This is a genomic window from Rhodococcus sp. P4_F5, assembly GCF_056401315.1.
Genome location: NZ_JBFUJP010000096.1, coordinates 1 through 14282 on the forward strand (window position 1 = coordinate 1; position 14282 = coordinate 14282).

The window sequence follows — 14282 nt, forward strand, 5'->3', positions numbered from 1 at the left end:
CCCTGGGGAGGGCGCGGGTATGAGCACCACCGACACCAGCACCGGACGCCGCGACCCGAGCGGATTCCCGACCGAGCCCGGTCCGCCACGCCGCGGTGTCGGCGACGCGATCCGGGGCTGGTGGAACGGCCTGGCCCGGCCGATGCAGTGGCTCGTCGGGGTCCCGCTGATCGCGCTGATCGCGATCCTGCCGGTGTGGCGCCCGCCGCTGCTGGACACCCCGGGCACCGACTTCGGCGGCGTGATGGCGCAGTTCGCCATGTACGCGCTGATCGCGGTCGGGCTCAACGTGGTGGTCGGGCAGGCCGGCCTGCTCGACCTCGGGTACGTCGGCTTCTACGCCGTCGGCGCGTACACCGTCGCGCTGCTGACCAGCCCGAACAGCCCGTGGAACAAGATGACCGCCGACGGCTTCTTCTCCACCGACTGGGCGTGGCTGTCCTGCCTGCCGATCGCGGTGGCGATCACCGCGTTCACCGGGCTGATACTCGGCACCCCGACGCTGCGCCTGCGCGGGGACTACCTGGCCATCGTCACCCTCGGCTTCGGCGAGATCGTGCGGTTGCTCGCGGACAACCTCACCGACGTCACCAACGGCGGCCAGGGCCTGGCCGAGATCGCCTACCCGCGGATCGGGGTCTCCGAGGACAAGCCCTTCGGCGTCTTCTCCGCGGGCAACTCCGCGGGCGACATCAACTCCGGTGTGTGGTGGTACTGGGTCGGCATGGTCCTGGTGATCGCGGTTCTGCTGATCGTCGGGAACCTCGAGCGCAGCCGCGTCGGCCGGGCGTGGGTGGCGATCCGCGAGGACGAGGACGCCGCCGAGATCATGGGGGTGCCCACCTTCAAGTTCAAGCTGTGGGCGTTCACGATCGGTGCGTCCATCGGCGGACTGTCCGGCGCGCTGTACGCCGGCCAGGTGCAGTTCATCAACCCGACCGGCTTCAACGTCATCAACTCGATGCTGTTCCTGTGCGCGGTGGTGATCGGCGGCCAGGGCAACAAGCTCGGCGTGATCGTCGGCGCCTTCATCATCGTGTACCTGCCCAACCGGGCGATGTCGATCGAGGTCGGCGGCCAGTCCCTCGGCGACTACAAGTACCTCTTCTTCGGGCTGGCCCTGGTGGTGCTGATGATCTTCCGCCCGCAGGGGCTCTTCCCGGCGCGACAGAAGCTGCTGACCTACGGCAGACAGGTGTACCAGGCGGTCCGTCCGAGCGCGGCGGCCGACGCCACGACCCCGGCGGACCGGCGATGACGGCGGGGCCCGGGCCGGGCGACGCGATGTTCGACAACGAGGACATGGCCGCCGACCTCGCGCCGGAGGTCGACATCCCGACTGCCGGCGTGGTCGACGTGTCCGCGATCGACCCGGCCCTCGCGGACCCGGACGCGGTCGCGGAGGTGGTCGCCCCGCAGCGCGAGATCGACACCGGCGAGGGCGAGGTGCTGCTGCGGACCGAGGAACTGTCCGTGCAGTTCGGCGGGCTGGTGGCGCTGGATGCGGTGTCCTTCGAGATCCGCCGCGGCGAGATCCTCGGCCTGATCGGGCCCAACGGCGCCGGCAAGACCACCTGCTTCAACGCGCTCACGGGCGTCTACACGCCGTCGTCGGGGTCGGTGACGTTCGACGGCAAGCTGCTGGCGAAAACGAAGCGCAACGAGATCACCCGGCTCGGCATCGCGCGGACCTTCCAGAACATCCGGCTGTTCGGGGAGATGACGGCGCTCGAGAACGTCGTCGTCGGCACCGACGCCCGGCACCGGACCTCCGTGCCGGGCGCGATCTTCCGGACCGCCCGGCACCGGCGGGAGGAACGCGACGCCGTCGACCGGGGGATGGCGCTGCTCGAGTTCGTCGGGATCGCCCCCCGCGCGGTGGAGAAGGCCCGCAACCTCTCGTACGGCGACCAGCGGCGGCTGGAGATCGCCCGCGCGCTGGCCACCGAGCCGAAGCTGCTCTGCCTCGACGAGCCGGCCGCCGGGTTCAACCCCAGCGAGAAGGCGGCGTTGATGGACCTGATCCGCAAGATCCGCGACGACGGCTTCACCGTGCTGCTCATCGAGCACGACATGCGCCTGGTGATGGGTGTGACGGACCGCATCGTGGTGCTCGAGTTCGGCCGCAAGATCGCCGACGACCTGCCCGCCGCGATCCGGGCGAACCCGGCCGTGATCGCCGCCTACCTGGGGGTGCCCGACGATGCCAGTGCCTGAGACCGACCCCACCCCGCTGCTCGAGGTGACGGACATGGTCGTCGACTACGGGCGGATCCGGGCGCTGCACGGGATCTCGCTGCGCGTCGAGCGCGGCGAACTGGTGACGCTGCTCGGCGCCAACGGGGCGGGCAAGTCCACCACCATGCGGGCGCTGTCCGGGCTGCTGCCGCTGACCTCCGGCCGGATCGTCTTCGACGGCCAGGACCTCACCCGGGTCAAGGCCCACGAACGGGTGCGGCTCGGGGTGGTGCAGGCGCCCGAGGGGCGCGGCGTGTTCCCCGGCATGAGCGTGCAGGAGAACCTCGACATGGGCTGCTACGCCCGCAAGTTCGAGACCAAGGCGGACTACGCGCAGCGGCTGGAGTGGGTGTTCGACCTGTTCCCACGGCTCGGCGAGCGGCGCACCCAGCTCGGCGGCACCATGTCGGGCGGCGAGCAGCAGATGCTGGCGATCGGCCGGGCGCTGATGTCGCGGCCGCGGTTGCTGATGCTCGACGAGCCGTCGATGGGGTTGGCGCCCATGGTGATCCAGCAGATCTTCCGGATCATCTCCGAGATCAACGCGCAGGGCACCACCATCCTGCTGGTCGAGCAGAACGCCCAGCAGGCGCTGACCCGCACCGACCGGGCGTACATCCTCGAGACCGGCGAGGTGACCAAGACCGGGACCGGCCGGGACCTGCTGGCCGACCCGGCCGTCAAGCACGCCTACCTCGGGGTGGGCTGACCGCCGTCGGCCAGGTTGGTTCCACACTGTCGGTGTCGCTCCCTAGACTCACTGCGGTGAGCCCAGCAACCGATGAACGGTCCACCACCCGAACCGACGGCGACACCGCGGGCCCGCAGCCGACGCTGCTGCTGCTCGACGGGCACTCCCTGGCCTACCGGGCGTTCTTCGCGCTGCCCGCGGAGAACTTCAAGACCCACAGCGGTCAGACCACCAACGCGGTGTACGGCTTCACCTCGATGCTGATCAACCTGCTGCGCGACGAGCAGCCCACCCACGTGGCGGCGGCGTTCGACGTGTCCCGGCAGACCTTCCGGGCCGAGGCGTTCCCCGAGTACAAGGCGAACCGCGCGAAGACCCCCGACGAGTTCAAGGGTCAGGTGGAGATCACCAAGGACGTGCTCGGCGCGATGGGCATCCCGGTGATGGCCGAGGCCGGTTTCGAGGCGGACGACATCATCGCCACCCTCACCACCCAGGCCACCGCGCTCGGCTACCGGGTGCTGGTCTGCACCGGCGACCGCGACGCCCTGCAGCTGGTCACCCCCGACGTGACCGTGCTCTACCCCAAGCGCGGCGTCTCCGAGCTCACCCGGTTCACCCCGGAGGAGGTCGAGGGCAAGTACGGACTCACCCCGCGCCAGTACCCGGACTACGCGGCGCTGCGCGGCGACCCGAGCGACAACCTGCCCGGCATCCCCGGTGTGGGGGAGAAGACCGCCGCCAAGTGGATCCGCGAGTACGGCTCGCTGGACCAGCTCGTCGACCGCGTCGACGAGGTCCGCGGCAAGGTCGGCGACTCGCTGCGCGCGAACCTGTCGGCGGTGGTGCTCAACCGTCAGCTCACCGAGATGGTGCGCGACGTCCCGCTGCCGTACACGCCGGACCAGCTGGTGCTGGCGCCGTGGGACCGCGACAAGATCCACATGCTCTTCGACGACCTCGAGTTCCGGGTGCTGCGGGACCGGCTGTTCGACACCCTCAGCTCCGCGGAACCGGAGGCAGAGGAGGGCTTCGAGGTGCGCGGCGGCGCGCTGGCACCCGGCGAGGTGAGCGCCTGGCTCGCCGAGCACGCGCGCACCGGGGCGCGCAGCGGCGTGTCCGTGGTCGGCGCCGGCACCCCGTACGCGGGTGATGTCACCGCGGTGACCATCGCGGCCGCCGACGGCGAGGGCGCCTACATCGTCGCCACCTCGGCCACCCCGGAGGACGAGCAGGCGCTCGGCGACTGGCTCGCCGACCCGTCGGCGCCGAAGGCGCTGCACGAGGCCAAGGCGGCGGTGCACGCGCTGCGCGGCCGCGGCTGGGTGCTCGGCGGACTGACCAGCGACACCGCCCTCGCGGCGTACCTGGTCCGGCCCGGTCAGCGCACCTTCAACCTCGACGACCTGTCGCTGCGCTACCTCAAGCGGGAGCTGCGGGTCGAGGAGTCCGAGCAGGGCCAGCTGTCGCTGCTGGACACCGAGGACCAGGCCGACGCGGCCGCCGCCGAGGCGCAGATCCTGCGGGCCCGGGCCGTGCTGGACCTGGCCGCCGCGCTGGACGGGGAGCTGGAGACGATCGAGTCCACCGGCCTGCTCGCGGACATGGAACTGCCGCTGCTCGGGGTGCTCGCCACCGTCGAGTCCACCGGCATCGCGGTCGACACCGCGCACTTCAGCGACCTGCAGGCCCGCTTCGCCGACGAGATCAACCAGGCCGCGAACGCGGCGTACGCGGTGATCGACAAGCAGATCAACCTCGGCTCGCCCAAGCAGCTCCAGGTGGTGCTGTTCGAGGACCTCGGCATGCCGAAGACCAAGAAGACCAAGACCGGCTACACCACCGACGCGGACGCCCTGCAGTCGTTGTTCGAGAAGACCGGCCACCCGTTCCTCGAGCACCTGCTCGCGCACCGCGACGCCACCCGGCTGAAGGTGACGGTGGACGGACTGCTCAAGGCGGTCGCCGACGACGACCGGATCCACACCACCTTCAACCAGACCGTCGCGGCCACGGGTCGGCTGTCCTCGACCGAGCCGAACCTGCAGAACATCCCGGTCCGCACCGACGCCGGACGGCAGATCCGCGACGGCTTCGTCGTCGGCGCGGGGTACGACTACCTGCTCACCGCCGACTACAGCCAGATCGAGATGCGGATCATGGCGCACCTCTCCCGCGACGAGGGCCTGATCGAGGCCTTCAACACGGGCGAGGACCTGCACAGCTTCGTCGGGTCCCGGGCCTTCGGGGTGCCGATCGAGGAGGTCACCCCCGAACTGCGCCGTCGGGTCAAGGCCATGTCGTACGGCCTGGCCTACGGGCTCAGTGCGTACGGACTGGCCTCGCAGCTGAAGATCTCCACCGAGGAGGCCAAGGGGCAGATGGACGCCTACTTCGCCCGCTTCGGCGGCGTGCGGGACTACCTCCACGAGGTGGTCGAGCAGGCCCGCAAGGACGGCTACACCTCCACCCTGTACGGCCGGCGCCGGTACCTGCCGGACCTCAACAGCGACAACCGTCAGCGCCGCGAGGTGGCCGAGCGGGCCGCGCTCAACGCGCCGATCCAGGGCACCGCCGCGGACATCATCAAGGTCGCGATGATCGACGTGCAGAACGCGCTGGCGGCGACGGGACTGAAGTCACGGATGCTGCTGCAGGTGCACGACGAGCTGGTGCTCGAGGTGGTCGAGTCCGAGCGCGAGCAGGTCGAGACGCTGGTGCGGGAGAAGATGGCCGGCGCGATCGAGCTGTCGGTCCCGCTGGAGGTCTCGGTCGGCACCGGGCGAAGTTGGGACGCGGCCGCGCACTGACGCGGGTTGTGAAACCATCACGGCATGAGTGTTCTGGTCTGCTTCCACGCGCATCCCGACGACGAGGTTTTCGGCACCGGCGGGGTGATGCGGCAGGCGGCGGACGCGGGGCACCGTGTCGTGGTGGTCACCGCCACCGACGGCGCGCTGGGGGAGGTGCCGGAGGGCCTGCTCGCGGCGGGCGAGACGCTCGCCGAGCGGCGTCGGCGTGAGCTGGAGGAGTCCACCCGCGTGCTCGGCGCGCACCGGGTGGTGCAGCTGCACTACGCGGATTCGGGGATGGCCGGGACGCCGGAGAACGCGAACCCCGAGGCCTTCTGCAACGTCGACGTGGAGGACGCGGCTGCCCGGCTGGCGGAGATCCTCGTCGAGGAGTCGGCGGACGTGGTCACGGTGTACGACCGCAACGGCGGTTACGGACACCCCGACCACGTGCAGGTGCACCGGGTGGGCGTGCGCGCGGCGGAGCTGGCGGGGGTCTCGCACGTGTACGAGTCGACGCTCAACCGCGACCACCTCCGCGAGCTGATCGCCGCGAACCCGGAGTGGTCGGCGGACACGCAGCCGCCGGAACTCGACACCCTCGGCCTGCCGGCCTCCGAGATCACCACGGTGGTCGACGTGAGCGAGGTGATGGCGGCCAAGCGTGCCGCGATGCTCGCGCACGCCACCCAGGTCGGGGACTTCGGGCCGTTCCTGCAGATGCCGGACGAGCAGCTGCGCGCCGCCTTCGGTCAGGAGTGGTTCCGGCGGCACGGCGCCCCCGACGGCTTGGCCGAGACCGGCCTGCCGCTCTGACGGCAGGTCCCGGCCCCGCGGTCAGGCCTGCTGCTGCGCGGCGGCCTGCTCGCGGACCTTGTCCATGTCCAGCGCCTTGACCTGCGTGAGCAGGTCGTCGAGCTGGGCCGCGGGCATCGCGCCGGGCTGCGAGTAGACCAGGATGCCCTCGCGGAACGCCATGATGGTCGGGATGGACCGGATGTTCGCCGCGGCGGCGAGACCCTGCTCGGCCTCGGTGTCCACCTTGGCGTGCACCACGTCGGGGTGCTGATCGGACGAGGCCTCGAAGGTCGGTGCGAAGGCGCGGCACGGGCCGCACCAGGCCGCCCAGAAGTCGACGAGGACGACGTCGTTCCCGCCGATGATCTCGTCGAAGTTCTGCTGGGTCAGGGTCTGCGTGGCCATGAAGGTCCTCTCGTCGCTGCTTGTCTCGCCGGTTCAACGCCTCGGCGTGCCCGATTCTTCCTCAGGCTATGCGCCATTCCCTTTTGGCGTCGCCGTCCCAGCGCCGGATCCCGTCGACGGAGCCGGTCATTTCTCGCGGCGTGAGCGCATTGATCGCCGGGCCGATCTCGTCGGGGAACACGCGCCGGGCGAGGGTGACGTGCGGCGTCCACTCGCCCGGATGGGTGTGCGCGGGGATCCCGGGGCTGGCATGTATCAGCCGGAAGACGGTCCGCTGCAATGCAAGCAGGCCGGCGGTGGGAATCACCAGGTACGACAGCGTCTTTCGCTGGCCGCCGAAAATCACCAGTCCGCCGAGGGTGATCCGCAGCTTCGGTGCGATCAACCCCTGCTGCAGGATCAGCTCGGTCTCGGGGTCGATGTGCCGGGCGACCGCGAGGGTGATGTGCGGGCGGTTCGTGGACTTGCGCACCACGTCCTGGCTGGGCAGGGCCTCGGCGGACAGCCGCGCCCACTGCCGTCGGACGGCGGCGTCGAGCTCGGCGTCCAGCAGCAACTCAACGGACTGCACCATGGTGAGTAATGATGGTCGGGTGAACCCAGCCAACGCAACGACGCCCCAGATCGGACTGTTGGTCGGCGACGGTATCGGGCACGAGATCGTGCCCGCGGCCCAGGCGACCGTGGACGCCGCGATGAGCGCGGTCGGCGCCCCCGCGGTGGAGTGGGTCGACCTGCCGGTCGGGTTCGACGCGATCGCCGAGCACGGGAACCCGATTCCGGACTCGACCCTCGACGCGCTCGACGGACTCGACGGCTGGATTCTCGGCCCGCACGACAGCGCCGCCTACCCGCCGCAGTTCCGCGGGCAGCTCACCCCCGGTGGCACCATCCGCAAACGCTTCGACCTGTTCGCGAACATCCGCCCCGCCCAGGCGTTCTCCGGGGTGCGGGCGACCGCGCCGGACATGGACCTGGTGATCGTGCGGGAGAACACCGAGGGCTTCTACGCCGACCGCAACATGTTCACCGGCAGCGGCGAGTTCATGCCGACGCCCGACGTGGCGATGGCGGTCGCCGTCGTCACCCGACGGGCGTGTGAACGCATCGCGCACACGGCATTCGCGTTGGCCACCGGGCGCCGGCGCCGGGTGACCGTGGTGCACAAGGCCAATGTGCTCGCCCTCACCACGGGCCTGTTCCGGGACGTGTGCCTCGAGGTCGGACGGCAGTACCCGGGTGTCGAGATCCGCACCGAGCACGTCGACGCGATGGCCGCGCACCTGGTGCGGCGCGGCGCCGACTTCGACGTCGTGGTGACGGAGAACATGTTCGGCGACATCCTCTCGGACCTGGCCGGCGAGTTGGCCGGGTCGCTCGGCACCGCGCCGTCGCTCAACGCGTCGGAGACCAAGGCGATGGCGCAGGCCGCGCACGGCGCCGCTCCCGACATCGCCGGGCGCAACCGGGCCAACCCGACTGCGGTGATGCTCTCGTCCGCGATGCTGCTGGACTGGATGTCGGCCCGGCGGGCCGACGACCTCCTCGGACTGGCCGCGGACCGGATCCGCCTCGGGGTCACCGGCACCCTCGCCGCGGGCGTGGCCACCGCGGACCTCGGCGGGCTGGCCTCGACCGCCGAGTTCACCGAGACGGTGGGCGCGCGGATCCTGCGTCGCTGACGCGGCTGTGACGGCGGCCCGAGGATTCGGGTGAACCGCAGGTGAACCAGTAGTCTTCTGCAGGTGTGGTCAAGACGGGTGCAGCAGTCTCGGAGCCCGCGTCGGCTGCGACGGGCCAGAGTTTTCGGGACGGTTCTCGCGGCGCTGTTGCTCGGGTCCGTGCTGACCGGATGCGTCACCAACAACGAGGGACTGGTCCCCGCCGAGCAGGTGAAGGTGGACCGGGTCGACGAGATCGCCGCGCTGGTGCCGCCCGACATCGCGTCGACCGGCCGGCTGGTGATCGGCGTCAACGTCCCCTATGCGCCCAACGAATTCAAGGACGAGTCCGGTGAGATCGTCGGCTTCGACGTGGATCTGATGACGGCCGTCGCGGGGGTCATGGGGCTGACCGCGGACTTCAAGCAGGCGGACTTCGCCAAGATCATCCCCGCCGTCCAGGCCGGGACCTTCGACATGGGCGCGTCGTCGTTCACCGACACGAAGGAACGCGAGGAATCCGTCGACTTCGTCACCTACTACCGGGCCGGCATCCAGTGGGCCCAGCGGGCGGGCGACTCGATCGACCCCGACGACGCCTGCGGGCTGCGGGTCGGGGTGCAGACCACGACCACGGAGGACATCGACGAGGTGCCCGCAAAGAGCGACGCCTGTGTCGCCGCGGGCAAACCCCCGATCTCGAAGATCAAGTACGACAGTCAGGACGCCGTGGCGAACGCGCTGATCCTCGGGCGCGTGGACGCGCTGTCCGCGGATTCGCCGGTGACCGCCTACGCGATCAAACGCAGCAACGGACGACTGGTGCCTGCCGGTGAGCTCTTCGATTCGGCGCCCTACGGTTGGCCGGTCAAGAAGGGCTCGCCGCTGGCGCCCGCGCTGCAGCAGGCGTTGCAGCACCTGATCGACATCGGCGTATACCAGCAGATCGCCGAAAACTGGGGCGTCGGGGCAGGCACCATCACGACGTCGCAGATCAACGGCGCAGCCGGGTAGAGGGGCGAGACCATGTCAGAGAACCAGACCAGCGCCGCGGCGGCCGCCGGCGCCGACGCGGGGGAGCCGCTGCCGATCAAGGCGGTGCCGCTGCGGCGGCCCGGACGGTGGATCGCTGCCGTCGCCGTGATCGTGTTGCTCGCGCTGTTCGTCTACGGAGCGGCAACCAACGAGGCCTTCGGCTGGGATGTGTACGGGCGCTACCTGTTCGACCGCCGGATCACCGAGGCCGCGTGGGTGACCGTGCAGTTGACGGTGCTGGCGATGGCGTTGGCGGTGGTCCTCGGGGTGATCATCGCGGTGATGCGGCTCTCGCCGAACCCGGTGCTGCGCTCCACCGCGTGGGGGTACCTGTGGATCTTCCGTGGCACGCCGGTGTACGTGCAGTTGGTGTTCTGGGGGCTGTTCCCGTCGATCTACAAGTCGATCGACCTGGGCATCCCGTTCGTGCACCAGTTCGTCCACATCGAGGTGCAGGGTCTCGAGGCCGCATTCCTGTTCGCGATCATCGGTCTCGGGCTGAACGAGGCCGCGTACATGGCGGAGATCGTCCGGGCCGGTGTCGGCTCGGTCAACGAGGGGCAGACCGAGGCCTCGACCGCGCTGGGCATGACCTGGTCGCAGACCATGCGCCGCACGGTGCTGCCGCAGGCGATGCGGGTGATCATCCCGCCGACCGGCAACGAGCTGATCAGCATGCTCAAGACCACCTCGCTGGTGTCCGCGATCCCGTTCAGCCTCGAACTCTACGGCCGCCAGGGGGACATCGCGGGCGCGAACTTCCAACCCATCCCGCTGCTGTTGGTGGCCGCGACCTGGTACCTGGCGATCACCAGCGTGCTGATGGTCGGGCAGTACTACCTCGAGCGTTACTACTCGAAGGGGGCCTCGCGCACCCTGACCGCCCGGCAGTTGCAGGCCCTGGCCGACGCACAGGGCAAGCCCGTCGTGATCGAGCCGTCCACCGGCACCCTGCCCGACGCACCCGGAGGCGAACGCAAATGACCGCGATGGTGAAGGCGGACCGGGTCTGCAAGAACTACGGCGCGCTGCAGGTGCTCAAGGGCGTGTCCCTGGAGATCGACCGCGGCCAGGTGCTGTGCCTGGTCGGGCCGTCGGGGTCCGGCAAGTCCACCTTCCTGCGCTGCATCAACCACCTCGAGGTGGTCAATGCGGGCCGGCTGTACGTGGACGGCGAGCTGGTGGGCTACGAGGAGCGCGGCGGCAAGCTCTACGAGCTGCACCCGCGGGCCGCGGCCCGGCAGCGCCGCGACATCGGCATGGTCTTCCAGCACTTCAACCTGTTCCCGCACCGGACCGCGCTGGAGAACATCATCGAGGCGCCCACCCAGGTCAAGCGGGTGCCCAAGAAGGACGCCGTCGCCCGGGCCCGGGACCTGCTCGACCAGGTGGGCCTGAGCGCGAAGGCCGACGCGTACCCGGCGCAGCTCTCGGGCGGCCAGCAGCAGCGCGTCGCGATCGCCCGGGCGCTGGCGATGGACCCGAAGCTGATGCTCTTCGACGAGCCGACCTCCGCGCTGGACCCGGAGCTGGTCGGTGAGGTGCTCACGGTCATGCAGAACCTCGCCAAGGAGGGCATGACGATGGTCGTCGTCACCCACGAGATGGGCTTCGCCCGCGAGGTGGCCGACGAGTTGGTGTTCATGGACGGCGGGGTGGTCGTCGAGTCGGGCAATCCCCGTGAACTGCTGGCCAATCCGCAGCACGACCGGACCAAACTGTTCCTGTCGAACCTGCTCTGACGGTCGTCGGGGCTGCGGCGCCTCCTCCATTGCTGATATCGTAGTGATATCACTTTGCAATCGACGAGGTTGGGGGAGCAAATGGAGCGACGGGCGTTTCGGCTGAACGGGTTCGGGGTGCTGCTCGGACTGGTCGTGGCGGTACTCGCGGGGGCGGCGCTCGCGCTGACCGCCGGTGTCGGCGGCATCGCGGTGGGCGTGGTTCTGGCGGTGGTGGTGGCCGTCGGGCTGACCGGGTTCACGGTGATCAACCCGAACGAGGCCCGCGTGATCCAGTTCTTCGGCCGCTACGTCGGTTCGGTCTCGCAGGACGGCTTCCAGTGGGTGCTCCCGCTGACCACGAAGCGGCGGATCACGTTGCGGGTGCGCAACTTCGAGACCGCGAAGCTGAAGGTCAACGACGCGGACGGCAACCCGGTGGAGATCGCGGCCGTGGTGGTCTACAAGGTCGTCGACAGCGGCAAGGCGTCGTTCGCGGTGGACGACTACGAGGAGTACGTCGCGATCCAGTCCGAGGCGGCGGTGCGTCACCTCGCGACCACCCACCCCTACGACTCGCACGAGGCGGGCCGCACCAGCCTGCGTGACGGCAGCGAGGTGGCCGCCGAACTGACCACCGAACTGGGGGAGCGGACCGACCTGGCCGGCGTCGAGGTGGTCGAGGCGCGCATCACGCACCTGGCGTACGCGCCGGAGATCGCCCAGTCGATGCTGGTCCGTCAGCAGGCCGCGCAGGTCGTCGCCGCCCGCACCAAGATCGTCGAGGGCGCGGTCGGCATGGTCGGCCTGGCCCTGGAGCGGCTCGCCGAGCAGGGCGTCGTCGAACTCGACGAGGAACGCAAGGCCGCGATGGTCTCCAACCTGCTGGTGGTGCTGTGTGGCGACAAGGCGACGCAGCCGGTGGTCAACACCGGCACCCTGTACGCCTGAGCCGCCGGACTTCCGATGACCGAACGCAAGAAGGTGCTGCTGCGGCTGGACCCGGCCGTCTACGACGCGATCGCGAAGTGGGCCGGCGACGACCTGCGCAGCGTCAACGCGCAGCTGGAGTACGCGCTGCGCCGGGCGTTGGACGAGGCCGGCCGGTCGCCGCGCGGTTCCGGGTAGTTGTGTGAGGTGGTGCGGCACCGCTCGACGAGGCCTCGGTGCCCTCCGTGGTGAGCGGCGCGTTCTTGTGGGTCACGCGGTCGCGCCCGGGGCCGAAGCCCGGACCGCGGTGTTCTGATTCTCGACGGCCGTGGTCACCTCGTCGATCGCCGCACGAATGAGTTCCCCATATGAATCGGGAGGCAGCGCAGACGAGCGCTCCCGGGCGGCGTCGATGTGTTCCCGGGCGGCTTCGAAGGATCCCAGCCGGCGATAGTTGTCGGCGAGGTTGAGGTGAAGCGAGGGATAGAAGCCGGCGATGTGCAGGCTCGCGTGATGTTCTTGGACGCGCCGCTCGGTGACGGCGTCGGCGGCATCGAGTGCGCGCACATCCCAGGCCAGTGCCTGCGCCGGATCGCCGCAGAGGTCGGCAAGGTAGTGCGCGAGTGTGCAGCGGTGCAAGGGATCGCCGCTGACTCCGATCACCTTCCACAGGTCCAGGAGTTGGCCGCGGGCCCTGACCGTGTTTCCGCTGCGACCCTCGGTGATGGCCTTGGCGATCGCGTCCATCATCGGGTCCGTAGTGGTGGTTTCTGTCATGCGTCCTTCCCCTTCGGGTTTGTGGTGTTTTCTCTCGGATGGGGTTTGGTGGGCATGGCAAGGGTGGTGAGGTCGCCGTGGTCGGCCGAGCGGACAGTGGCGGGCTGTGCGGGGCCCCTGAGGTCGAGCAGCACGTCCGCGCCGATCGCGGTGCTGATGGCGGGATAGAGCGTGGTCATCTCGAACCAGGCCTCGATCGAGGGCCCGCTCACGCGGGCCGGCAGGTGTACGCCCGTGTCCGGTCCGCCGCGGTTGTCCAGCACCGTGACCCCAGCCTCGGTGACGTGCATCGAGATCCGGTCAGCTGGTCGCTCCTCGAGGGCTCGCAGGAGCGATGACTTCGAGGCCTCGACGCGGGTCGTCACCGCTGGTAGCGCGTCGAGCATCGACCGGTAGTCGGGAAACGGCTCGGGCAGGAGCCGGCAATGCCGGTCACCCCGGTCCGGCAGCCGTATCCACATCCCGTGCTCGGTCGCTTCGATCCGAGCCAGAGGCGTGCGCCGCAGGTCGCCGAGGCAACTGCGTAGATCGTCGCCGTTCACCGTCGCCGCCCACGTCGCAGCGGTCGGATCGGCGGTCACAAGGGTGCGGGTGGACAGACGGTAGCGATCAGTGGCGGTCACGGTCACCGCACCGGTATCGGACTCGAAGCGCACACCGCCGAGAACGGCGATGTCCGGTTCATCGGTGGTGGCAGTCAGAACCTGCTCGATCGCCGCCGCCAACACCGGCCCGCTCAGCGCAAAGACCGCCACTGCGGGCTCCGCGGCCAACGCTGCCTTGATGACGGCGGCCTGCTGTCGTGCGGCCGTGGCGCCGCTGACCACTGCGTCGACATGCTGGTCGACCAGGCGAACTGCCTCGTCGCGTCCAGCATTGAGGACGGATTTCGCCGTTGCGAGCGGCATACCGATCTCGCGCAGTTGCCGGAGCAGAACGGCCAGCTCGAGCTGGTCTTCCCCGTAGAGCCGGTATCCGGAGACCGGGTCGACCTCCGTAGGCAGTAGCAGTCTTGCATCAGCGTAGAAACGCAATGCGCTCGCCGTCAGACCACTCCGACTCGCGAACGACCCGATCGACATCAACCCGAAATCCGCCACCCCGACATCATTGGGCTTCGACCTACCTGAAGGTCAACCAAGGCGGTGGCTGCCACCGACGCCATGCCCCGCGACAGCTGGTTTCCGGTGGTGTCGTCGTGGCACCCGGCGACGTTGTCATGCCCCGGATCTCC

General features: G+C 69.7%; 15 protein-coding genes. 11 read left to right on the top strand and 4 right to left on the bottom strand.

Going from position 1 to position 14282, the window contains the following annotated elements:
- Positions 1-19: 19 nt before the first annotated feature.
- Genes AC1DU4_RS24200 through AC1DU4_RS24220 form a run of 5 tightly spaced genes read left to right on the top strand, consistent with a single transcriptional unit; the run spans position 20 to position 6537 of the window.
- Positions 20-1258, top strand: coding sequence for a branched-chain amino acid ABC transporter permease (locus AC1DU4_RS24200; protein WP_477844265.1), 1239 nt, complete (start codon positions 20-22; stop codon positions 1256-1258).
- A gap of 44 nt (positions 1259-1302) precedes the next feature.
- The gene (locus tag AC1DU4_RS24205) at positions 1303-2217 is read left to right on the top strand and encodes an ABC transporter ATP-binding protein (RefSeq protein ID WP_477844267.1); all 915 of its coding nucleotides are present in this window, start codon (positions 1303-1305) and stop codon (positions 2215-2217) included.
- Positions 2204-2947: an ABC transporter ATP-binding protein gene (locus tag AC1DU4_RS24210; RefSeq protein WP_477844217.1), complete on the top strand. Its 744-nt coding sequence runs from the start codon at positions 2204-2206 to the stop codon at positions 2945-2947. The genes AC1DU4_RS24205 and AC1DU4_RS24210 overlap by 14 nt, the downstream gene beginning before the upstream one ends.
- A 56-nt stretch (positions 2948-3003) precedes the next feature.
- Positions 3004-5739: a DNA polymerase I gene (gene polA, locus AC1DU4_RS24215; RefSeq protein WP_477844219.1), complete on the top strand. Its 2736-nt coding sequence runs from the start codon at positions 3004-3006 to the stop codon at positions 5737-5739.
- A gap of 24 nt (positions 5740-5763) precedes the next feature.
- Positions 5764-6537, top strand: coding sequence for a PIG-L family deacetylase (locus AC1DU4_RS24220; protein ID WP_477844221.1), 774 nt, complete (start codon positions 5764-5766; stop codon positions 6535-6537).
- 21 nt (positions 6538-6558) lie between these two features.
- On the opposite strand, the gene trxA is transcribed toward AC1DU4_RS24220, so the two are convergent.
- Both trxA and AC1DU4_RS24230 read right to left on the bottom strand, forming a co-directional pair.
- Positions 6559-6924 (bottom strand): thioredoxin, encoded by a 366-nt coding sequence (trxA, locus tag AC1DU4_RS24225; protein WP_072845621.1) that lies wholly within the window; start codon positions 6922-6924, stop codon positions 6559-6561.
- A 61-nt stretch (positions 6925-6985) separates the two neighbouring features.
- Positions 6986-7498, bottom strand: coding sequence for a 2'-5' RNA ligase family protein (locus AC1DU4_RS24230; RefSeq protein WP_477844224.1), 513 nt, complete (start codon positions 7496-7498; stop codon positions 6986-6988).
- On the opposite strand from AC1DU4_RS24230, the gene AC1DU4_RS24235 reads away from it, so the two are divergent.
- The 6 genes from AC1DU4_RS24235 (at position 7497) to AC1DU4_RS24260 (ending at position 12469) form a co-directional block, all read left to right on the top strand.
- Entirely contained in the window at positions 7497-8606 is a 1110-nt protein-coding gene (locus AC1DU4_RS24235; protein ID WP_477844225.1) for an isocitrate/isopropylmalate dehydrogenase family protein, read from the top strand. The genes AC1DU4_RS24230 and AC1DU4_RS24235 overlap by 2 nt on opposite strands.
- 105 nt (positions 8607-8711) lie before the next feature.
- Positions 8712-9599 carry an ABC transporter substrate-binding protein gene (locus AC1DU4_RS24240; protein ID WP_477844268.1) on the top strand — a complete coding sequence of 296 codons (888 nt, stop codon included), beginning with the start codon at positions 8712-8714 and terminating at the stop codon, positions 9597-9599.
- A gap of 12 nt (positions 9600-9611) precedes the next feature.
- The gene (locus AC1DU4_RS24245; RefSeq protein ID WP_477844227.1) at positions 9612-10604 is read left to right on the top strand and encodes an amino acid ABC transporter permease; all 993 of its coding nucleotides are present in this window, start codon (positions 9612-9614) and stop codon (positions 10602-10604) included.
- Positions 10601-11362 (top strand): amino acid ABC transporter ATP-binding protein, encoded by a 762-nt coding sequence (locus AC1DU4_RS24250; RefSeq protein WP_092776250.1) that lies wholly within the window; start codon positions 10601-10603, stop codon positions 11360-11362. Before AC1DU4_RS24245 ends, AC1DU4_RS24250 begins: the two co-directional genes overlap by 4 nt.
- Before the next feature lie 81 nt (positions 11363-11443).
- Entirely contained in the window at positions 11444-12292 is an 849-nt protein-coding gene (locus tag AC1DU4_RS24255; RefSeq protein ID WP_477844230.1) for an SPFH domain-containing protein, read from the top strand.
- A gap of 15 nt (positions 12293-12307) precedes the next feature.
- Positions 12308-12469 carry a type II toxin-antitoxin system antitoxin gene (locus tag AC1DU4_RS24260; protein WP_477844232.1) on the top strand — a complete coding sequence of 54 codons (162 nt, stop codon included), beginning with the start codon at positions 12308-12310 and terminating at the stop codon, positions 12467-12469.
- 72 nt (positions 12470-12541) lie between these two features.
- Here AC1DU4_RS24260 and AC1DU4_RS24265 read toward each other — a convergent pair whose 3' ends face one another.
- Both AC1DU4_RS24265 and AC1DU4_RS24270 read right to left on the bottom strand, forming a co-directional pair.
- Positions 12542-13048: a hypothetical protein gene (locus AC1DU4_RS24265; RefSeq protein WP_477844234.1), complete on the bottom strand. Its 507-nt coding sequence runs from the start codon at positions 13046-13048 to the stop codon at positions 12542-12544.
- Positions 13045-14148 (bottom strand): DNA polymerase III subunit beta family protein, encoded by a 1104-nt coding sequence (locus tag AC1DU4_RS24270; protein WP_477844236.1) that lies wholly within the window; start codon positions 14146-14148, stop codon positions 13045-13047. The genes AC1DU4_RS24265 and AC1DU4_RS24270 overlap by 4 nt, the downstream gene beginning before the upstream one ends.
- Between the last annotated feature and the right edge of the window lie 134 nt (positions 14149-14282).